We start from the raw sequence: 20,010 nt of genomic DNA, 5'->3' as shown, positions 1-20,010 counted from the left end.
GCGGGGTGGCGGTGTGCCCGCCGCCCCGCACCGCACGGCGCGCGCCCTCAGCCGACGGGGGCGGACGCCGGGTGCGGCGCCTGCGCGCGGGGGACGACGACCGGTGCCCCGTCGCCCGGGGCCCGCAGGATGTCGGCGTCCAGCCCGTAGACCTCCTTGACCAGCGCCGCGTCGACGACCTCGGACGCAGCGCCCTGGGCGACGACGCGGCCGTCCTTCATGGCGACGACGGTGTCGGCGTAGCGGGCGGCTGCGGCCAGGTCGTGCAGGACCATCACGACGGTGCGGCCGGCCGCGGCCACCTCGCGGACGAGCGTGAGGACTTCGACGGCGTGGCCGAGGTCGAGGGCGCTGGTGGGTTCGTCGAGCAGGACGACCGGGGTGTGCTGGGCGAGGACCATCGCCAGCCAGCAGCGCTGGCGCTGGCCGCCGGAGAGCCGGTCGAGGCGTTCGGCGGCGAGTTCCGTGGTGCCGGTGGCGTCCAGCGCCTCCCGGACGGCCGCCTCGTCCTCCCGTGACCACTGGCGCAGCAGCCCCTGGTGGGGGTGGCGGCCGTAGCGGACGAGTCCGGCGACGGTGACCGCCTCGGGGGCGCGGGGCGACTGCGGGAGCAGGGCGATGCGGTGGGCGGCGCGGCGGCGGCCGAGGGCCCAGATGTCGGCGCCGTCGGCGTGCACGGTGCCGGAGTCCGGGGTGTGCAGCCGGGCGGCGGCGCGCAACAGCGTGGACTTGCCGCAGCCGTTGGGGCCCACGATCGCGGCGACCTGCCCGGCGGGCACCGCCAGGGAGACGTCCCGGACGACGGGGCGGCCGGGATAGCCCGCGTGCAGCTCGCGTATCTCCAGACCGGGGGTGCGGATCGGCTGATCGGTCATGATCGGTCCTTTCGGGCGGGGCGGTCCGCACGGAAGAGGACCCAGAGCAGGAAGGGGCCGCCGAGGACGCTGGTGACGACGCCGACGGGCAGTTCGACGGGGGCGATGACGCGGCCGAGCGCATCGGCGGCGACCACGAGGGCGGCGCCGGTCAGCGCCGAGCAGACCACCGGGACGCGGGTGGGTCCGGCCATCCGCTGGGCGAGGACGGGGGCGGCGAGGCCGACGAAGGCGATGGGCCCGCCGACGCCGACCGCGACCCCGGCCAGCGCCACGGCGAGCGCCAGCGCCGCGGCCCGTACCCGGCGCAGTTCGACGCCGAGGGCGGCGGCCATGTCGTCGTCGAAGCGGAGGAGTTGCAGCCGGTGTCCGGCGGCGAGGGCGAGCGGGACGAGGACGGCCAGGGCGATCAGCAGCGGTGTGCCGGCGCTCCAGTCGCGGCCGCTGAGGCTGCCGACCGCCCAGAGGAAGACGCCGCCGGCGGTGTTGTCGTTCTCGCGGGACATCAGCAGGTCGCTGACGGCGCCGATGGTGGTGGAGACGCCGATGCCGACGACCAGGACGCGGTATCCGGCGGTGCCCGCGCCGCCCGCGCAGAGCACGACGAGGGCCGCGGCGGCGACCGCGCCGACCGGTCCGAGCCACCAGTCGCCGACCATGCCGGTGGCCGATCCGGCCGCGGCGGCGACGACCGCGGCGGTGGCGCCCTCGTTGACGCCGATCAGGTCGGGGGTGGCGAGGCGGTTGCCGGCGAGGGTCTGGGTGAGGCAGCCGGAGATGCCGAGCGCGGCGCCGACCATGAGGCCCACCAGGACGCGCGGCAGCCGGAAGTCCCGGACGACCATGACCGTCCCGGCGTCGCCGGTGCCCAGGAGTCCGCCGAGCGTCTGCGACAGGCCCATCCCCGTCGAACTCGCCGTCACGGACAGGGCGATGAGCACGGTGAGCAGCGGGACGAGGAGCGCCGCCGCCAGGGCGCCGCGGTGCGGGAAGAGCCAGGAGAAGGTGCCGGTGCGCAGGACGGTGGTGTCCGGCAGCTCGATCCCGGTGCGCGGGGCCCGGGTGGGGTGCGGTGCGCTCATGCGGACGCTCCGGCGGTGGAGAGGCGCGAGGAGCGGGCGATCCAGACGAGCAGCGGTCCGCCGACGAAGGCGAGCAGCACGCTGACCGGGGTCTCCCAGGGGCGGATGACGACGCGGGCCAGGATGTCGGCGAGCAGCAGCACGGCGGCGGCGACCAGTGCGGAGAGGGCGAGTTGGGCGGTGAGGCGGGGCCCGGCGACGGCGCGCGCGGCGTACGGCGCGAGCAGGCCGAGGAAGGCGATCGGCCCGGCGACGGCGACCGCGCAGCCGACGAGGAGGGAGACGGCGGCGGCCACCGCGAGGCGGATGCGGCCCGGGTGGTGGCCGAGGGAGCGGGCGCTGTCGTCGCCGAGGCCGAGCGCCGACAGCGGGCGGGCGCAGCCGAACGCGACGAGCAGCCCGACGGCCGCCGGGGCGGTGAGCGGCAGCAGGTCGGCGGTTTCGACGCCGGCGAGCGAGCCGATCGTCCAGTAGCGGTAGGTGTCGAACGTCGACTGGGTGCCGAGCAGGACGTACGAGGTCAGGCCGTGGAAGGTGGCGCCGATGGCGGTGCCGGTGAGGACCAGGCGGAGCGGGGATCCGGCGGTGCGGCCGGACGCGGCGAGCAGCAGGACCACGGCGCTGGCGGCCAGCCCGCCGGCCAGCGCCCAGCCCATCAGGGCGGTGGGCGAGGTGGCGCCGAAGAAGGTGAGGCCGAGGACGACGGCGAAGGCGGCGCCGGAGTTGACGCCGAGCAGTCCGGTTTCGGCCAGCGGATTGCGGGTCACGGCCTGGAGGAGGCAGCCGGAGACGCCGAGGCAGACGCCGACGAAGAGGGCGGCGAGGGTCCGCGGCAGCCGTACGTCCAGCACGGCCAGGCGCAGTTGGGCATCGGCGCGGGCGGCCGGGTCTCCGGTGAGGAAGTGCCAGGCGTCGGCGGCGGAGCTGTGGCCGGTGCCGATGACCAGGGAGAGCGCGGCCAGGACCGGCAGGACGACGGTGAGCGCGAGCGCGGCCCGGCGAAGGGGGCGGTGGCCCGGCATGAGGGGTTCGCCGGGGCGGTTCCCGGTGCCGTCCGGCCGCCCCTCTTGCGCAATCAACATGAGGTTAGCCTAACCTAAATCGATCGCTCCGGGATTTCCGTGGAGCGCTCCCCCGCATGCCCGAAAGCGGACGAACTTGGCGTACCCATACGCCGCATACCGCTCGGACACGTACCTTTTCCGCCACCGACCCACCCCAACGGAGAACCCAGGCCATGGCGTCCACCCCCGCTCTCAGACCCTTCCGCACCACCGCCGCCGTCGCGACGCTCGCCGCCTGCGCGCTCACGCTGACCGCCTGCGGCTCCTCGGACACCAAGTCCGGCGCCGAGAAGGGCACCACCAAGGTGACCGACGCGACCGGCACCGCCGTCTCCGTCCCCGCCGAACCCCAGCGCGTGGTGGCGCTCAGCGAGATGGACCTGGACTCCGCGCTCGCCCTCGGCGCCCGGCCGGTCGGCCTGACCGCGGGCCGCGGCCAGAAGGGCGCCCCCGCCTACCTCGCCGGCAAGGCCGAGGGGATACCCGTCGTCGGCGCCGTGACCGGGCCCGACATCGAGAAGGTCGTCCAGGCGAAGCCGGACCTCATCCTCGCCGGTCAACTCGCCGACAAGCAGGTGCTCAAGCAGCTGCGCACCATCGCCCCGACCGTCGTGACCATCGGCGCCGACAAGAACTGGCGCACCTCCCTGGAGCTGACCGGCAAGGCCCTCGGCCGCACCAACAGCGCCGAGAAGTTCCTCGACGACTACGACGGCAAGGTCGCCGCCCTCAAGAAGGACCTCGGCTCCCGCGCCGGCGCCTCCGTCTCGGTGGCCCGCTACTCCGCCAAGGGCACCGCCGTCATGCAGCAGGGCGTCTTCATCGGCGACGTCCTGAACGACCTCGGCTTCAAGCGGCCGGGCATCCAGGCACAGCCGGGCAAGGGCCACTCCACGCCGCTCAGCGAGGAGAACCTCAAGGAGATCGACGCCGACTGGCTCTTCATCGGCACCCTCGACCCGGGCAGCTCGGAGTCGTCGCTGCTCAAGGAGTTGACCGGGAAGCCCGCCTACCGCCAGCTGAACGCGGTCCGCGACCACCACGCCACCGTCATCGACGGCTCCAAGTGGACCAGCCTGGGCGGGCCGCAGGCCGCCGTCTCCGTCCTCGACGACATCCGCAAGGCGATGGTGAAGTGAACGCCGCACCCGAACTCGACGGCCGCCTCGCCCTCGTGACGGGCGCCGGGCGGGGCATCGGCGCCGCCACCACCGCGGCGCTCGCCGCCCGCGGCGCCCACGTCGTCGCCACCGACCTGGCCCCCGGCGTACTCCCCGAGGAGGCCCGGCCGTACGCGGACCGGATCACCACCCGCGCGCTGGACGTCACCGACGCCGCCGCCGTGGACGCGCTCGTCGCGGAGGTCGAGGAGACCGAAGGCCCGCTCGACATCGCCGTCAACGTCGCGGGCGTGCTGCGCACCTCGCCGGTCACCGAGCTGACCGACGCGGACTGGGCGGCGACGTTCGCCGTCAACACCGACGGCGTCATGCACGTCTCACGGGCCGCCGCCCGCCGGATGACCGCCCGCGGCCACGGCTCGATCGTCACCGTCGCCTCCAACGCGGCGGGCATCCCGCGCGCCGGGATGGCCGCGTACGCCGCGTCCAAGGCGGCCGCGGTGATGTTCACCAAGTGCCTGGGCCTGGAGGTCGCCGCGCACGGCGTGCGCTGCAACACCGTCTCCCCCGGCTCGACCCGCACCGACATGCAGCGCGCCATGTGGACCGCGTCCGGCCAGGACGAGGAGAGTGCCGCCCGCCGCATCATCGAGGGCGACCTCGCCGCGCACCGCACCGGCATCCCGCTCGGCCGGATCGCCGACCCGTCCGACATCGCCGAGGCCGTCGCCTTCCTGGTGTCCGACCGCGCCCGCCACATCACGCTGCACGACCTGTACGTCGACGGCGGCGCCACGCTCCGCGCCTGACCGGCCGGGCCGGGGCCGCCGCCCCGGCCCGCGCCCGCGCACCGCTTCCCCACGCGCTTCTTCCGCTCCCCCTTCCTGGAGACCGCCATGCCCGCTTCCCTGAGCGAACCCCGCACCGCGCCCGTGGTCACCCCGGGCGAGGCCACCGCCCTGCTCGACGCCTACCGCGCCGGCACGGACCGCTTCCTCGGCACGCCCCGCCACACCCTGCTGGGGCGCGGCACCCTCGCCGACGTCCCGCACGACTCCAGACCGGTGTATCTGCGCGTCCGCGAGACGCTGCGGGAGCGGCGCGGCGCGGGAACCCCGTCGCCGGTCGTTCTCGGCGCGCTGCCGTTCGCCCCGGACGGCCCGGCCGCGCTGGCCGTGCCCGCCTCCGTGGCCTGGGCGCCGCCGCTGCGCGAGGACCCGCTGATCGCGCTGCCCGCGCCTGACGCGGAGCGGGCCGCCGACTGGGAGATACGGGAGGTGCCGGAGCCGGCGGAGTTCGGTGCGGCCGTCGCCGCCGCCGTGGCGCGGATGCGGGCCGGGGAGTTCGACAAGGTCGTCCTGGCCCGCACCCTTGAGCTGACGTCCCGTCACGATCTGGACCTGCCCCCGATGGTCCAGCGGCTGGCCCGCCGCGACCCGTCCGGCTACACCTTCGCCGTCCCCAGCCGCCCCGGCCGCACCCTCGTCGGCGCCAGCCCCGAGCTTCTTCTCGCCCGCACCGGCGGCCGGCTGACCGCCAACCCGCTGGCCGGCTCCGCGCCCCGCAGCGCCGATCTCGCCGAGGACGTACGGCGCGCCGCCGCGCTGCTGGAATCCCCCAAGGACCTGCACGAACACGCCGTCGTGGTGGACGCGGTCCGCGCCGCGCTGGCGCCGTTCTGCACCCGTCTGGAGGTCCCCGAGCGGCCCACCCTGGTGCGGACCGCGGCGATGTGGCACCTGTCGACGACCGTCACCGGCGAACTCGCCGACCCCGACGTGTGCGCGCTGGAGCTGGCGTCCGCGCTCCACCCGACGCCCGCGGTCTGCGGCACCCCGACCCCGCTGGCCCGCGAGGTGATCGCCGCGTCCGAGCCGTTCGACCGGGGCCCGTACACCGGCATGGTCGGCTGGCAGAACGCGGACGGCGACGGCGAATGGGTCGTCACCATCCGCTGCGCCGAGGCCGAGGGCCGGGCGCTGCGGCTCTTCGCGGGCGCCGGGGTCGTCGCCGACTCCTCGCCGGAGGCGGAGACCGCCGAGACCGGCGCGAAGTTCCGTACCTTCCTGAGCGCCGTGGGAGCCGCCCTGTGACCACGCCGCTCGCCACCACCCCGGGCCTCGACGCGCCCACCTGGCCGGAGGAGTTCGCCGCCCGCTACCGCGCGGCCGGCTACTGGCGCGGGGAGACCTTCGGCGCCGTGCTCCGCGAACGCGCCGCCGCCCACCCCGACCGCACCGCGCTCATCGACCCGGCGCCGGAGCGCCGCACCTGGACCTACCGCGAGCTGGACGAGGCGGCCGACCGGATGGCCGCCGGGTTCGCCGCCCGCGGCATCGCCAAGGGCGACCGGGTCGTCGTCCAGCTCCCGAACGTCGGGGAGTTCCTCGTCGTCGTCTTCGCGCTGTTCCGCATCGGCGCCCTGCCGGTCTACGCACTCCCGGCGCACCGCGACACCGAGATCACCTACTTCTGCACCTTCGCGGAGGCGGTCGCGTACGTCATCCCCGACCGGCACGCGGGCTACGACCACCGGGCGCTCGCCTCGCGGGTCAAGGAGGAGGCGCCGGCGCTGCGGCACGTCTTCGTCGCCGGGGAGCCGGGCGAGCACACCGCGCTCGCCGAGGTGCCGTGCGAGCCGACCGGTCCGCTCGACGGGCCCGAGCCGCACGAGCTGGCCTTCCTCCAGCTGTCCGGCGGCACCACCGGCGTTCCCAAGCTGATCCCCCGCACCCACGACGACTACGGCTACTCGCTGTGGGGCTCCAACGAGATCTGCGGCGTGGACGAGCACACCCGCTTCCTCGTCGCCCTGCCCGCAGCACACAACTTCCCGATGTCCTCGCCCGGTTGGCTGGGCGTGCTGTACGCGGGCGGCACGGTGGTGCTCTGTCCGCGGCCCGATCCGGCGACCGCGTTCCCGCTCATCGCAGAGGAACGCATCACGATGACGGGTCTGGTGCCGCCGCTGGCGCTGGTGTGGACCGAGGCGGGCCCGGGCTCGGAGCACGATCTCTCCAGCCTGGAGCTGCTGCTGGTCGGCGGCGCGAAGTTCTCGGTGGCCGCGGCACGGCGCCTGGAACCGGCGCTGGGCTGCCGTCTGATGCAGGTCTTCGGCATGGCCGAGGGGCTGGTCAACTACACCCGGCTGGACGACGACCCGGAGACCGTCGTCACCACGCAGGGCCTGCCGATCTCCCCCGACGACGAGATCCGGGTGGTGGACGACGCCGACGAGCCCGTCCCCGACGGCGCGTTCGGCCATCTGCTGACCCGCGGCCCGTACACCATCCGCGGCTACTGGCGCGCCCCGCAGCACAACGCGCGGGCCTTCACCGCGGACGGTTTCTACCGCACCGGCGACATCGTGCGCCGCACCCCGACCGGTCATCTCGTCGTCGAGGGCCGGGCGAAGGACCAGATCAACCGGGGTGGCGAGAAGGTCGCGCCGGAGGAGATCGAGAACATCGTCCTGGGCCACCCGGCCGTCCACGACGTCTCCGTCGTCGCCGTCGCCGACGCCTATCTCGGCGAGCGGACGCTGGCGTACGTGATCCTGCGCGCGGGCGCCGAGCCGCTGAAGCCGGTCGCGATCAAGCGGCACGTCCGGCAGGCGGGCGTCGCCGACTACAAGGTCCCCGATCTCGTGGAGTTCGTGGACGCCTTCCCGCAGACCGGGGTCGGCAAGGTCAGCAAGAACGGCCTGCGCTCCGCCGCAGCCCCCACCGAGCAGCACTGAAAGGCCCACCCACCATGGCACTTCCCGCCATCGCCCCCTATCCGCTCCCGTCCCCGCAGGAGCTGCCCGACAACCGGGTCGCCTGGAAGATCGACCCGGCGCGCGCCGTGGTCCTCGTCCACGACCTCCAGCAGCACTTCCTCGGCACGTACCCGGCCGGTGAGCAGCCGCTGACCGGGATGCTCGGCAACACCGCGCGGCTGCTGTCCGCCGCCCGCGAGCGCGGCGTGCCCGTCGTCTACTCGGCCCAGCGCGGCGGGCAGACGCCCGAGGAGCGCGGTCTCCAGCTGGACTTCTGGGGGCCGGGCGTCGCCGACGACCCGGCGAAGCTCGCCGTCCCCGACCAGGTCGCGCCGGGCCCGGACGACACCGCCGTGACCAAGTGGAAGTACAGCGCCTTCGTCCGCACCGACCTGGAGCGGCGGATGCGCGAGGCCGGGCGCGACCAGCTGGTGATCGTCGGGGTGTACGCACACATCGGCGTCCTGATGACGGCGTGCGACGCATGGATGCGCGACATCCAGGCGTTCGTCGTCGCCGACGCCGTCGCGGACTTCTCCCGCGCCGACCACGACATGGCCCTGAAGTGGGCCGCCGGCCGCTGCGCGGTCGTGACCTGCACCGACGCCGTCCTGGAGGAGATCTGAGCATGGCACTCACCCTGGAAACGCTCCGCGCCGACATCGCCGACGCCCTCGGCGAGGACCCGGCGGACCTCCCCGTCGACGAGAACCTCCTCGATTACGGCCTGGACTCGGTCCGCATCATGGCGCTGCTGGAGCGCTGGCGCCGCGACCACGGCGTTGACGCGAGCTTCGCCGATCTCGCCGAAGCCCCCGCCATCGAGGCATGGGCCCCGCTGCTGGGGGTCGGATGACCACCGAAGCCGCCCCCGCCTCCTTCGCACAGGACTCCGGGGCCGGACTGCCGCTGACCGCCGCCCAGTCGGGCATGTGGTACGCGCAGGCCCTCGACCCGCTCAGCCCGGCGCAGAACACCGCGGAGTGCCTGGAGATCGCCGGGCCGCTCGACCCGGAGGTGTTCGCCGCCGCGCTGCGCCGCGTCACCGCCGAGGCCGACGCGCTGCGCGTCCGCGTCACCGACACCCCTCACGGGCCGCGCCAGCACCTGCTGCCGGAGGTCGCGCTGCCGCTGTCCGTCCACGATCTGCGCAACGCGGCCGACGCCGACGCGGCGGCCGAGGCGTGGATGCGCGCCGACCTGGCCGAACCGTGCGACCTGGCCGCCGGACCGCCGTTCCGGCACGCCCTCTTCCGCACCGGTGACGAGCGGTGGCTGTGGTACCAGCGCATCCACCATCTCGTCATGGACGGCTACGGCTACTCGCTGCTGGTGCGCCGCACCGCCGAGGTGTACTCCGCGCTGGTCCGCGGCGAGGAGCCGGGCCCGCGCGCCTTCGGGGCGCTCGCCGATCTCGTCGCCCAGGACGCGGAGTACCGCGCCTCGGCGGCGTACACCGCCGACCGCGACCACTGGCGGACCGCGTTCGCCGACCGCCCGGAGGCGCCGCGGCTCGCCGGGCGCGGTGCGCTCCCCTCGCGCACCTTCCTGCGCACCACCGCGCACCTCTCCCCCGAGGCGACCGAACGGCTGCGGGAGCTGGCCACCGCGCTCCGGGCAACCTGGCCGGACGTGCTGATCGCCGCGCAGGCGCTCTACACCTCCCGCGCCTGCGACCGTGCGGACGTGGTCCTCGGCCTGCCGATGATGGGCCGCCTGGGCTCGGTGGCGCTGCGGGTGCCGGGGATGGTGATGAACGTGCTGCCGCTGCGGCTCACCGTCACCCCCGAGGCGACCTTCGCGCAGCTGGTGCGGCAGGTGATCCTCGCCCTCCGCGAGGCCCGCCGCCACCAGCGCTACCGCTACGAGGACATCCGCCGCGACCTGGGCCTGCTGGGCGAGGCGCGCGGACTGGTCGGGCCGCTGGTCAACGTCATGCCGTTCGACTACGGCGCCGAGTTCGCGGGCGCCCCGGCGCGGGCCCGGAACCTCTCCGCCGGTCCCGTCGACGATCTGACCGTCAACATCTACGACCGCGCCGACGGCCGCGGTCTGCGCATCGACCACGACGGCAACCCGGCGCTGTACGACGCCGAGACGCTCGCCCGTCATCAGGAAAGGTTCCTGAACCTTCTGGAGCGGCTCGCCGCCACCGACCCGCAGCAACCGCTCGCCGGCCACACCATCGCCACGCCCGCCGAACACGCCCTGGTGATCGACGAGTTCAACGACACCGCGCGCGAGGTGCCGCCGACCACCCTGATCGGCCCGATCGAATCGCGGGCGGCCCGCACGCCGGACGCCACCGCGCTCGTCTTCGGTGCCACCACGCTGACGTACCGGCAGCTCAACGCCCGCGCCAACCGGCTCGCCCGGCACCTCCAAGGGCTCGGCGCCGGGCCCGGAAAGCTGGTCGCGGTCTGCGTACCGCGCTCGGTGGAGCTGGTGGTCGCGCTGCTCGCGGTCCTCAAGTCGGGCGCCGCCTATCTGCCGCTCGACCCGGACTATCCGGCGCAGCGGCTGGCGTACATGCTCCAGGACGCGGCGCCGGTCTGTGCACTCACCGACCACGCCGGGCGGCTGCCGTCCGACGCCGGAACGCCGCTGATCGCGCTGGACACGCTCGATGTGTCCGGGCAGCTGCCGGTCAACCCGGCGCGGGCGCTCACCCCGTCGCACCCGGCGTACGTCATCTACACCTCCGGCTCCACCGGCCGCCCCAAGGGCGTGGTGGTCTCCCACCGGGCGATCGACAACCGGTTGCGGTGGATGCAGCACGCCTATCCGCTGGACGGGCGGGACCGCGTCCTCCAGAAGACCCCGTCGTCCTTCGACGTCTCCGTATGGGAGTTCTTCTGGCCGCTGCGGGAAGGAGCGGCGCTGGTCGTCGCGGAGCCCGGGGTGCACAAGGACCCGGTCCGGCTGGCCCGCCTGATCACCGAACGGGCGGTCACCACCTGCCATTTCGTCCCGTCGATGCTCCAGGTCTTCCTGGCGGCCCCGCAGGCGGCCGGCTGCGCCGCGCTGCGGCAGATCTTCGCCAGCGGCGAGGCGCTGCCCCGCGAGACGGCGACGCTCTGCGCCCGCACACTGCCGGGCGCCGCGCTCCACAACCTCTACGGTCCGACGGAGGCCGCCGTCGACGTGTCGTACCACGCGTGCGCGGCGGACGGCGACGGTCCGGTGCCGATCGGGCGGCCGGTGTGGAACACCCGGCTGTACGTCCTGGACGCGGCGCGGCAGACGTGCCCGCCCGGCGTTCCCGGTGAACTCTTCCTGGCCGGGCGGCAGTTGGCCGACGGCTATCTGAATCGCCCGGAGCTGACCGCGGAGCGCTTCGTCGCCGATCCGTTCGGGGCGCCCGGCGACCGGATGTACCGCACCGGCGATCTGGCGCGCTGGACCGCGGAGGGCGAGGTCGCCTACCTCGGCCGCACCGACCACCAGGTCAAACTCCGCGGTCAGCGCATCGAGCTGGGCGAGATCGAGGCGGCGCTCACCGCCAGGACCGGCGTGGACGGCGCCTGTGCGCTGGTCCGCGAGGACGGCGCAGGCGAGCAGCGGCTGATCGGCTATGTGACCGGCACCGCGGACCCGGCCGCCGTCCGGGCGGAGCTGGCCACGGCGCTGCCCGAGCACATGGTCCCGGCGGCGGTCGTCGCGCTCGACGCGTTCCCGCTGACCCCGAACGGCAAGCTGGACCGGGCGGCGCTGCCCGCGCCGGTGTTCGGCGGCAGCGGCGCGGCCCGCCGCCCGGCCAGCGCCCGGGAGGCGACGGTGACCCGGCTGTTCGCCGAGGTCCTGGGCGTGGCGGACGCCGGTCCCGACGACGCCTTCTTCGATCTCGGCGGCACCTCGCTGCTCGCGGTGCGGCTGGTGACGCGGCTCCGCGAGGAGTGCGGCACGGAGCTGACCATCGGCTCGCTCTTCGAGGCGCCGACCCCGGCGGCCCTCGCCGCCCGGCTGACGGCGACGGCGCCCGCCGCGGGGGACGCGCTCGATGTCGTCCTGCCGCTGCGCACCGAGGGCGACCGTCCCCCGCTGTTCGCCTTCCACCCGGCGGGCGGCCTGTCCTGGTGCTACGCGGGCCTGTCCGCCCGGCTCGGCCCCGACCAGCCGCTCTACGGCATCCAGGCGCGCGGACTGCTCGACGACGGGCCGCTCCCGCCGGACCTGGAGACCCAGGCCGCCGGGTACGTCCGCCGGCTGCGGGCGGTGCGGCCGCACGGCCCGTACCGGCTGCTGGGCTGGTCGGTCGGCGGGATCCTGGCGCACACCGTGGCGGTGCTGCTCCAGGAGGCGGGCGAGGAGGTGGAACTGCTGGCGCTGCTCGACGCGTTCCCGGCCGAGCAGTGGCGGGAGCGGCCCGCGCCGGAGGAGGGCGATGCGCTCACCGCCGTGCTGCGGATGGCCGGTTTCGACCGGACGGACGAGCGCAGCCGCGCGGACGTGCTGGCGACGCTCCGCAGGGCGGGCAGCCCGCTCGCCGGTCTCGGCGACCACACGCTCTCCCGGATCGTCGACATCGTGCCGCACCACGCCCGGATGATGCGCGCCCACCGCCACCGCCGGTTCGAGGGCGACGTCCTGTTCTTCACCGCGGCGGCGCCGCGCCCGGAGGACTGGCTGACCCGCACCGCCTGGCGCCCGCACGTCTCCGGCCGGATCGTCAACCACGATCTGGACTGCACCCATCCGCAGTTGATGCGGGAGACACAGCTGGACGCCATCGCCGCCGCGCTCGCCCCGCACCTGACGGGCACCGCCGGATGACGCCCGCGGGCCCCGCGCCGGACCTCGCCCGGGCGGGCGGCCCGGGCCCCCGCGCCGCGGAGTTGGCGCGGGGCCCGTGGCTACGTCTCGTCACCGCGGAGACGCAGGGCGAGAACGACACGGCGCTGCTGGACGCCCGGGAGCGGCGCCGGGCGGCGGCGCTGCGCCGTCCGGCCGACCGCGCGCTCTACATCGCCGTCCATGCGGAGCTGCGCCGGGTGCTGGGCGGTCTGCTGGGGACGGCGCCGGACGCGGTGGAGCTGGTCCGGCTGGCGTGCCCGGGGTGCGGCGGCCCGCACGGGCGTCCGGCGGTGGCGGGCGGGGCGGTGCACTTCTCGCTCGCCCACGGCGACGGCCTGGCGCTGCTGGGCCTGGCCGCCACCCCGATCGGCGTCGATGTGGAACGCGTCCCCACGGCTCAGCTGGCGGCGGACGCGTCCGCCGCGCTGCACCCGGCCGAACGGGCGGAGCTGGCGCGCCTCCCGGAGGACGCCCGGCCGGCCGCCTTCGCCCGGTGCTGGAGCCGTAAGGAGGCTTACCTCAAGGCGACCGGCGAGGGCCTGGCCGGCACCGCCCTGCACGACCGCCACCTGGGCTGCGGCCCCCGCCCGGAGCCGGTCCCCGGCTGGACGCTCACCGACGTACCCGTCCCCGGCGGCTGGGCGGCGGCCTGCGCGGTACGGGGCCCCGGCGCGGCCACGTCTTGACGGCGTGGCGCTACCGGACCGGGAGGTCGGCCCCGCGTTCGGCCTCGGTCCGGGGGCCGTGGATGCGCCGGTCGGCCTCGGTGATGGCGACGTCGTTGATGCTCGCCTCGCGCCGTCGCATGAGGCCGTGCGCGTCGAATTCCCACAGTTCGTTGCCGTAACTGCGCCACCATCGGCCCTGCGTGTCGCGGCACTCGTACTGGAAGCGGACGGCGATGCGGTTCTCCTGGAACGACCAGAGGCTTTTGCGGAGCGCGTAGTCGAGTTCGCGCTCCCATTTCCGGGTCAGAAAGGCGACGATCTCCTCGCGCCCGCTGAGGAAGGTGTCGCGGTTGCGCCACACCGAGTCCGGTGTGTAGGCGAGCGCCACCCGGTGGGGATCGCGGGTGTTCCACGCGTCCTCGGCGGCCTGCACCTTCCGCAGGGCGGTCTCCTGCGTGAACGGCGGGTAGGGCGGACGGTCTTCCGGCACGGGGGCCTCTTTCCTGTCGTACGCGGACGGTGTCCCGCCGCGGCTCGGCACGCCGTACGCTCCGGCCGCGGCGGCGACAACCCTACGGGCGCGCCCCGTCCGCGCCCTCGTTTCCCTCGCGCCCCTCGCCGAACAGTTCCACGATCCCGTCGGCGAGTTCGCTGCGCCAGCAGAGGTAGTCGTGGCCGCCGTTGAACTCGTGGTAGGTGGCGTCGTCGTACCCGGCGGCGGCGAGCGCGTCGCGCAGCCGCCGGGCGGCGGGCAGTGCCACCCACTCCTGGGTGCCGGAGGAGAGCCGGAAGCGGACCGGCTGCCGGGGTGCGGCGGCGAGGCGGGCGGTGAGCCATTCCGCGTCCGGGCCGACCGGCCACCAGAACGAGCCGGACTGGGAGAGGACGTTGCCGAACCGGTGCGGTGCGGTCAGCGCCGCGTATGCCGCGGTCAGTCCGCCCAGGCTCTGGCCGGCGATCACCGTACGGGCCGGATCGGCGGTGAGCGGGAGGTGCCCGGCGGCCCACGGGAGCAGTTCCTCATCGAGGAAGGCGACGAACTCCGGGCGGCAGGTCAGCTCCTGCCAGCGGGTGGCGGCGTCGACGGATTCCGGGAGGAGGGCGGCGACGGGCGGGATACGGCCGTCGGCGACGAGGTTGTCGAGGAGGTGCGCGAGGCCGAGCCGGGGCTGCCAGTGTTCGCCGTCGAGCAGTACGAGGACCGGCAGCGCGGCGCCCGGTGCGGTGTGCGGCGGCCGGTAGAGCCGGACCCGGCGGGCGCCGCCGAGGTGGCTGCTCGGCACGTCATGCGTGGTGACGGTTCCCCGGGGGACGCCGGGCCGCGGTTCCCACTCGGCGTCGCGCGGTGCGTCGGGCAGCCGTGCGCAGGAGACTCCCGGACCGCCCCAACGGCCGGGCAGCGTACGGGGGTTGAGCGGGTCGGGGTGGCGACGGGTGCGGAGCCAGGGGTGGTAGCCGTCGCCGTCCGGTGCGGGGCCGTCGCCCTCGTCGACGCAGAACTCGTAGGTGCCGTACCAGTCGCGGCGCAGCCGGAGCGTCCAGTGCCAGACGTCGGTGCCGGGCAGGTGCGCCATGAAGTTGGCGTCGGGGGCGCGGGGGTCGACGAGTTTGTTGGGCAGCACCTGGACGGCGCGGGTGGCGGGGGTGCCGCGCCACAGGAAGGTGACGGCGGCGTGGTCCGGGTCGCCCTGCGGGTCGGGCCCGACGAGCGGGGTGCCGGTGCGTGCCACCTCGGCCCAGAACTCCGCGACGCGGTCCGGTGCGGGCAGGACGGGGCCGGTGGCGATCCTCGGCAGCGGCTGCGGGCGGGCCACACGGGGCGGGTGGTGGGCGGTGCCCTCGGGTGGCGCGGACGCGAGCATGCGGCGGACTCCGGTGACGGGGGCGGGCGGCCGTACGGCCGTGCGCCCGGGCGGACTTCCGGGGCGCCGCTCGGACACCCCAGAAACTTAGGGTCACCTTACCTTCGCCGCCGCGGCGCACCCGAGGGGGGTCACCCGGACCTCGTCTGTGACGCGAGCCACACCATTTCCGACTCAAACTTAGGTAAGCCTAAGCTAATTTATTGGCAGCTCGCTTCTCCGCGAACACCCCCAAAAGGCATCCCCGCCAAGGAGACTGACGCCGCATGTCCGCACTGCCCCTCCGCATCCGCCGGCTCGCCGCCACCGCCGTGGCCCTCGCCGCGGGCTCCACCCTCACCCTCACCGGCGCCGCCCACGCCACCCCCGCGGCGCCCGCCCACCCGGTGGCCGCGGCCAAAGCGGCGCCCGCCGCGGCGGCGCCGCTGGTCAAGGGCCTCTACCAGTCCGCGTACTCCGAGCGGAACCACGTCCTGTGGGCGACCGCCGCGGTGGGCCGCCCGCCGGTGACCCAGTCCCAGCTGGTGAAGGTGGACCCGCGCACGATGACGGTCCGCGCCTCCTACACCCCGCCCGTCACCGACCGGGCCACCGGCGCCGTCGAAGCGGTCTACGGGATCGACGTGGACGACCGGCACAACACCGTCTGGACCACCAACACCCGCGACAACTCCGTCGCCGTCTACAGCCAGCGCACCGGCAAGCACCTCGCCACCCTGCCCGGCGTCAACCACGCCCGCGAGGTCGTCGTCGACGAACGCCACCACACCGCATGGGCCAGCGGCTTCGGCGACGGCACGCTCGTCGCGTTCGACACCCGCACCTACCAGGAGAAGAAGCGCGTCACCGTCGAGGGCGCCGGTCCCACCGGACTCGCCGTCAACGAGCGCACCGGCACCGCCTACGCGACCGATCTGAACGGCAGCCGGATCATCGAGGCGGCGCCCGGCGCGAAGAAGCCCCGGCTGATCCCCACCGGCGAGGGCCCCCTCTCGCTCGCCCTCTCCCGCGACGGCCGCACCGCCTACACCGCCGACCAGAAGGCCGGTACGGTCTCCGTCGTCGATCTGCGCAAGGGCTCCGTCGTCCGGACCGTGCCGACCGGCGAGGGCACCCTCGCCGTCGCGAGCGACCCGTGCACCGGCACCGTCGCGGTCGCCAACCGCACCGCGGCCACCGTCTCCCTCCTCAACCCCCGCAAGGGCACCGTCGTCCGGACCGTGACCACCGGCGCCCACCCGAACCACATCGAGATCGCCCGCGGCACCGCCTACGTCGTCGACAAGTCGGGCGCCGGCCCGCAGGGCGAGGACCAGCTCCACCGGATCCGCGTCACCCGCTGACCCGCTCCCCCGCACGCCGCGGCCCCGGCGCCCGCCCCCACGGGCGGAAACCGGGGCCGCGGCGCGTCCGGGGCGTGCGCGCTGCTACTCGCCGCCGCCCAGCGTCTCCCGGAGCAGCGCCGCCAGCTCGTCCGACGCCACCTCGCCCAACTCCTCGAACGCGCCGGAGCGGCGGCCCAGCACGATGCCGATGACCGCGGCGACCACGATCTCGGCGCGCAACCGGGGCTGCGCCCGGCCCTCCGCCGCGAACCGGCGGTGCAGCGGCGCCACCAGCCGGTCGTGCAGCGCGGCGCGGGCCGCCTCGTCCGCCGCCGGATCGCTCAGCGGCTGGACGCCGACCTGGAGGATCGGGACGAAACCGCGGCGGGCGGCGCCTTCGAGGACCTGCTGCAACCGGTCCGGGGCGAGGAGGTCGCTGACCGGCGCGTCGCCCCGTTCGGCCTCGACGGCGGCGAGGTAGAGCTGTGTCTTGCCGCCGAAGTAGCGGGCGATCAGCGCCGGGTCCACGCCCGCGCGGCGGCCGATGTCACGGGTGGTGGTGCGGTCGAAGCCGCGTTCCGAGAAGAGTTCGCTCGCCGCGCGCAGCAGCGCCTCGCGGCTGCGCGCGGAATCCCTGCGGCGCGCCTCCTGAGTGCCGGTCACCGCCGTGCCTCCACATCCTCCCGCCCCGCGGGCTCACCCTCGACCGCTACCACCCTATGTGCCGAGGCGACCGGCACCGCCCCCGGGGAGCCGGGTGTCGTCCGCCCGGACCCGCCGCGGACCAGCAGATATCCGACGAGGGCGGTGACCACCCAGACGCCGCAGCCGGCCATCCCGGCCACCCGGTAGCCGTTCTCGGCGGGCAGTCCGCCGGTCCCGGGGTGGGCGGCGAGCACCGCCGCGGTGAACGCGCTGCCGGAGGAGTAACCGATGTACTTCACCACCTGGTTGAAGCTGAGCGCACTGCTCGTCTCGTGCGCCGGGACCGCGCCCACGATCAGCGCGGGCATCACGGACACGGTCACCCCGGCGCCCAGCCCGATGATCCCCATCGCGACGAACGCCTCCCACAGTCCGCCGCGCACCCAGGTGAACAGCGCCGTGCCCCCCAGGCAGATCAGACAGCCCAGCGGCAGCATCCGGCCCGGCGACATGGAGCGCGACGCCAGCCGCACCAGCCGCCCGGAGACCATGCTGGCCACCGAGAACGGGGTGAGGATCAGCCCGGCGATCACCACCGAGGCGCCGAACCCGTACCCCGACGAGCGCGGCGTCTGCACGTACTGCGGCACCATCGACAGCATCACGTACATACCGACACCGGAGAGGACCGCGGTGAGGTCGGCGGCGAGCACCGGCCGGTCGCGGACCAGACGGACGTCGACGAGCGGGTGCGGGGTGCGCAGTTCGTGCACCACCCACCAGGCGAGCAGCGCCACGGAGACCCCGGCCAGCGCGATCAGCTTCGGCGAGGTCCAGCCCCAGCGGCCGCCCGCGGTGGTGGTGAGCAGCAGCCCGGCCATGCCCACGGCGAGCAGCAGCGCCCCGGTGAGGTCCAGCGGATGCTTCGGCCGGGACGGCGACGGCGGCAGGATCACGGCGAGCGCCACCAGCGCCAGCGCGGAGGCGAGGGTGGCGAACCAGAATCCGGCGTGCAGGCCCAGGTACCGGGCGAGGACGCCGGTGAGCGGGTAGCCGAGGCCCACCCCTGCGGCGGCGGTCAGCGAGAGGGTCGCCACGGTGTGCCGGGCCTTCTCGGGCGGCAGCGCGTCACGGGCGGTGGCCATGGTCAGCGGGGTGAGCGCGATGCCGACGCCCTGGAGCGCCCGCCCCACGAGCAGTCCGGAGAAGCCGGTCGGCAGCGCGGCCAGCAGGCTGCCGGCGAGCGCCAGCGCCAGCCCGCCGAGGATCACCCGGCGCCGGTGCGGCCCGTCCCCCAGCCGCCCCATCAGCGGAGTGACGACCGCGCCGACCAGCATCGTCACCGTCAGGGACCACTGGGCCACCTCCAGCGGGACATGATCGACCCGGGCGATGGTCGGGATCAGCGGTGCGCCCAGGCTGCTGATGATCGCCACCAGCATCCCGACCGACACCAGTACGGGCACCAGGGCCCGGTCCTTCCATGGGGACCTCGTTGGGGCGGCTTCCACGCCGGCTCCTCCTGTTCAGCGGCGCCGCCATGTCAGCGGCTGATGTCATCGTACGATGACATGTACGAATCCCGACGCCACGGGCCCCGGAGTGAAGCAGGACACCGGGCGCGGGAACGCGAAAAGGGCGGCGGTGCACGGTGGGAACCGTGCGCCGCCGCCCTTGCGCCGACAGGCCGCTACTCGGGCCGGATCGCCTGGATGTCCAGCTCCACCCGGATCGTCGCGCCGATCGCGGCGATGCCCTTGGCCAGCATCGTGCGCCAGTCCAGGGTGAAGTCCTCGCGGTGCAGCTCGGTGACGGCCTGGCAGGCGGTGCGGGTCTCGCCCGCGATACCGGTGCCGATCCCGAGGTAGCGGGTGTCGAGCTGCACGGTGCGGCTGACGCCGTGCAGCTGCAGCACCCCCTGCACCGCCCAGCGGCTGCCGCCCTTGTGCACGAACCGCTCCCCGGCGAACTGCAGATACGGGAAGCGTGTCACGTCCAGGAACTCCGCCGACCGCAGATGCTCGTCCCGCATCCGTACGCCGGTGTCGATGCTCGCCGCCTCGATGGCCACCTCGACCCGCGAATCCGCCATCCGTTCGCCGATCCACAGTCCGCCCTCGAAGCGGTTGAACCGGCCGTGGATCTCGGCCAGGCCGATGTGGCGGGCGGTGAAGCGGATGGCGCTGTGGTCGGGGTCGATCCGCCACTGTCCGGCGGCGGGCAGCGGCAGCGCCGGGGCGGGCTCCAGGGCGATCGGGCGCGGCGCGGTCCGCTCCCCCGCCACCACCTCGACCTCGCACCGCTCCGGCCGGAACCCGTCGGACGTCACCACGAGCCGGTACGTACCGGGCCGCAGCGTCACCGTCAGCCGCCCGTTGGGGTCGGTCCGCCCCTGCGTCACCTCCTGGCCGCCGAGGTTACGGACCGAGACCGCCACCCCCGCCATCGGCAGTCCGACGGGGTCGTCCACCCGCAGGTCCAGCGCGCCCGCCCCGCCGGGGAGCGGCGAGGGGGAGCTGTGCGGCATTCGGTCGCGCAGGCGGTTCAGAAAGGCGAGAGGCATGGCAGGACGGGGCCCATCGGTTGTGCGGTACGGCGGGGACGGGAGCGGAGCGCGGAAGGGAGCGCACAAATGGTGCGGATTCCCTCCTCTTCCCCTTCTATCCTTTCATTGCCTCCGCGGCGAAATGATCCTGAGCTGTCATGAGCCGCCCAAAGGTGACCTTTCTCGCACCTCGTCACCGACGGGATCCGATCGCCCCGTTCCGCCGTCGCGGACGCCCGCCGCTCCCCCGGTCCGCCCCTTTGGCACAC

The 20,010-nt window shown here is 74.8% G+C and carries 17 protein-coding genes; 9 read left to right on the top strand and 8 right to left on the bottom strand.

The window, feature by feature from the left end; genetic code table 11:
• Nucleotides 1–47: 47 nt before the first annotated feature.
• Genes ACZ4U4_RS24060 through ACZ4U4_RS24050 form a run of 3 tightly spaced genes read right to left on the bottom strand, consistent with a single transcriptional unit; the run spans nucleotide 48 to nucleotide 2,979 of the window.
• Nucleotides 48–875 carry an ABC transporter ATP-binding protein gene (locus ACZ4U4_RS24060; RefSeq protein ID WP_467877916.1) on the bottom strand — a complete coding sequence of 276 codons (828 nt, stop codon included), beginning with the start codon at nucleotides 873–875 and terminating at the stop codon, nucleotides 48–50.
• Nucleotides 872–1,957 (bottom strand): FecCD family ABC transporter permease, encoded by a 1,086-nt coding sequence (locus ACZ4U4_RS24055; RefSeq protein ID WP_467877913.1) that lies wholly within the window; start codon nucleotides 1,955–1,957, stop codon nucleotides 872–874. Before ACZ4U4_RS24055 ends, ACZ4U4_RS24060 begins: the two co-directional genes overlap by 4 nt.
• Nucleotides 1,954–2,979, bottom strand: a complete 1,026-nt coding sequence (locus ACZ4U4_RS24050; RefSeq protein WP_467877949.1) for a FecCD family ABC transporter permease — start codon at nucleotides 2,977–2,979, stop codon at nucleotides 1,954–1,956. The genes ACZ4U4_RS24055 and ACZ4U4_RS24050 overlap by 4 nt, the downstream gene beginning before the upstream one ends.
• A 215-nt stretch (nucleotides 2,980–3,194) precedes the next feature.
• Between ACZ4U4_RS24050 and ACZ4U4_RS24045 the strand changes: the two genes are divergently transcribed.
• The 8 genes from ACZ4U4_RS24045 to ACZ4U4_RS24010 all read left to right on the top strand — a co-directional run bounded on the left by ACZ4U4_RS24045 (nucleotide 3,195) and on the right by ACZ4U4_RS24010 (nucleotide 13,382).
• Nucleotides 3,195–4,160 carry an ABC transporter substrate-binding protein gene (locus ACZ4U4_RS24045; RefSeq protein WP_467877911.1) on the top strand — a complete coding sequence of 322 codons (966 nt, stop codon included), beginning with the start codon at nucleotides 3,195–3,197 and terminating at the stop codon, nucleotides 4,158–4,160.
• Nucleotides 4,157–4,951 (top strand): 2,3-dihydro-2,3-dihydroxybenzoate dehydrogenase, encoded by a 795-nt coding sequence (locus ACZ4U4_RS24040; RefSeq protein ID WP_467877909.1) that lies wholly within the window; start codon nucleotides 4,157–4,159, stop codon nucleotides 4,949–4,951. Before ACZ4U4_RS24045 ends, ACZ4U4_RS24040 begins: the two co-directional genes overlap by 4 nt.
• Before the next feature lie 87 nt (nucleotides 4,952–5,038).
• Nucleotides 5,039–6,235 carry an isochorismate synthase gene (locus ACZ4U4_RS24035; RefSeq protein ID WP_467877908.1) on the top strand — a complete coding sequence of 399 codons (1,197 nt, stop codon included), beginning with the start codon at nucleotides 5,039–5,041 and terminating at the stop codon, nucleotides 6,233–6,235.
• Entirely contained in the window at nucleotides 6,232–7,881 is a 1,650-nt protein-coding gene (locus ACZ4U4_RS24030) for a (2,3-dihydroxybenzoyl)adenylate synthase (RefSeq protein ID WP_467877907.1), read from the top strand. The genes ACZ4U4_RS24035 and ACZ4U4_RS24030 overlap by 4 nt, the downstream gene beginning before the upstream one ends.
• A 14-nt stretch (nucleotides 7,882–7,895) precedes the next feature.
• Nucleotides 7,896–8,528 (top strand): isochorismatase family protein, encoded by a 633-nt coding sequence (locus ACZ4U4_RS24025; protein ID WP_467877905.1) that lies wholly within the window; start codon nucleotides 7,896–7,898, stop codon nucleotides 8,526–8,528.
• Nucleotides 8,529–8,530: 2 nt separating this feature from the next.
• A complete protein-coding gene (locus ACZ4U4_RS24020) occupies nucleotides 8,531–8,758 on the top strand; it encodes a phosphopantetheine-binding protein (protein ID WP_467877903.1) in 228 nt (75 codons plus the stop codon).
• Nucleotides 8,755–12,675: an amino acid adenylation domain-containing protein gene (locus ACZ4U4_RS24015; protein ID WP_467877901.1), complete on the top strand. Its 3,921-nt coding sequence runs from the start codon at nucleotides 8,755–8,757 to the stop codon at nucleotides 12,673–12,675. Before ACZ4U4_RS24020 ends, ACZ4U4_RS24015 begins: the two co-directional genes overlap by 4 nt.
• Nucleotides 12,672–13,382, top strand: coding sequence for a 4'-phosphopantetheinyl transferase family protein (locus ACZ4U4_RS24010; protein ID WP_467877898.1), 711 nt, complete (start codon nucleotides 12,672–12,674; stop codon nucleotides 13,380–13,382). Before ACZ4U4_RS24015 ends, ACZ4U4_RS24010 begins: the two co-directional genes overlap by 4 nt.
• Before the next feature lie 10 nt (nucleotides 13,383–13,392).
• Here ACZ4U4_RS24010 and ACZ4U4_RS24005 read toward each other — a convergent pair whose 3' ends face one another.
• Nucleotides 13,393–13,854: a nuclear transport factor 2 family protein gene (locus tag ACZ4U4_RS24005; protein ID WP_467877896.1), complete on the bottom strand. Its 462-nt coding sequence runs from the start codon at nucleotides 13,852–13,854 to the stop codon at nucleotides 13,393–13,395.
• An 82-nt stretch (nucleotides 13,855–13,936) separates the two neighbouring features.
• A complete protein-coding gene (fes, locus tag ACZ4U4_RS24000; protein ID WP_467877893.1) occupies nucleotides 13,937–15,226 on the bottom strand; it encodes an enterochelin esterase in 1,290 nt (429 codons plus the stop codon).
• 266 nt (nucleotides 15,227–15,492) lie between these two features.
• Here fes and ACZ4U4_RS23995 point away from each other — a divergent pair, with 266 nt between their 5' ends.
• Nucleotides 15,493–16,569: a YncE family protein gene (locus tag ACZ4U4_RS23995; protein ID WP_467877890.1), complete on the top strand. Its 1,077-nt coding sequence runs from the start codon at nucleotides 15,493–15,495 to the stop codon at nucleotides 16,567–16,569.
• 84 nt (nucleotides 16,570–16,653) lie between these two features.
• Here the strand turns inward: ACZ4U4_RS23995 and ACZ4U4_RS23990 are convergent, their stop codons facing one another.
• The 3 genes from ACZ4U4_RS23990 to ACZ4U4_RS23980 all read right to left on the bottom strand — a co-directional run bounded on the left by ACZ4U4_RS23990 (nucleotide 16,654) and on the right by ACZ4U4_RS23980 (nucleotide 19,759).
• A complete protein-coding gene (locus tag ACZ4U4_RS23990) occupies nucleotides 16,654–17,214 on the bottom strand; it encodes a TetR/AcrR family transcriptional regulator (RefSeq protein WP_467877888.1) in 561 nt (186 codons plus the stop codon).
• Complete coding sequence (locus ACZ4U4_RS23985; protein ID WP_467877885.1) at nucleotides 17,211–18,662, bottom strand: MFS transporter; 1,452 nt, start codon at nucleotides 18,660–18,662, stop codon at nucleotides 17,211–17,213. Before ACZ4U4_RS23985 ends, ACZ4U4_RS23990 begins: the two co-directional genes overlap by 4 nt.
• Nucleotides 18,663–18,886: 224 nt before the next feature.
• Nucleotides 18,887–19,759, bottom strand: a complete 873-nt coding sequence (locus ACZ4U4_RS23980; RefSeq protein ID WP_467877883.1) for a YceI family protein — start codon at nucleotides 19,757–19,759, stop codon at nucleotides 18,887–18,889.
• Between the last annotated feature and the right edge of the window lie 251 nt (nucleotides 19,760–20,010).

The organism is Streptomyces sp. NPDC029159, assembly GCF_055564055.1.
This window is presented reverse-complemented; position numbering and strand designations above follow the sequence as displayed.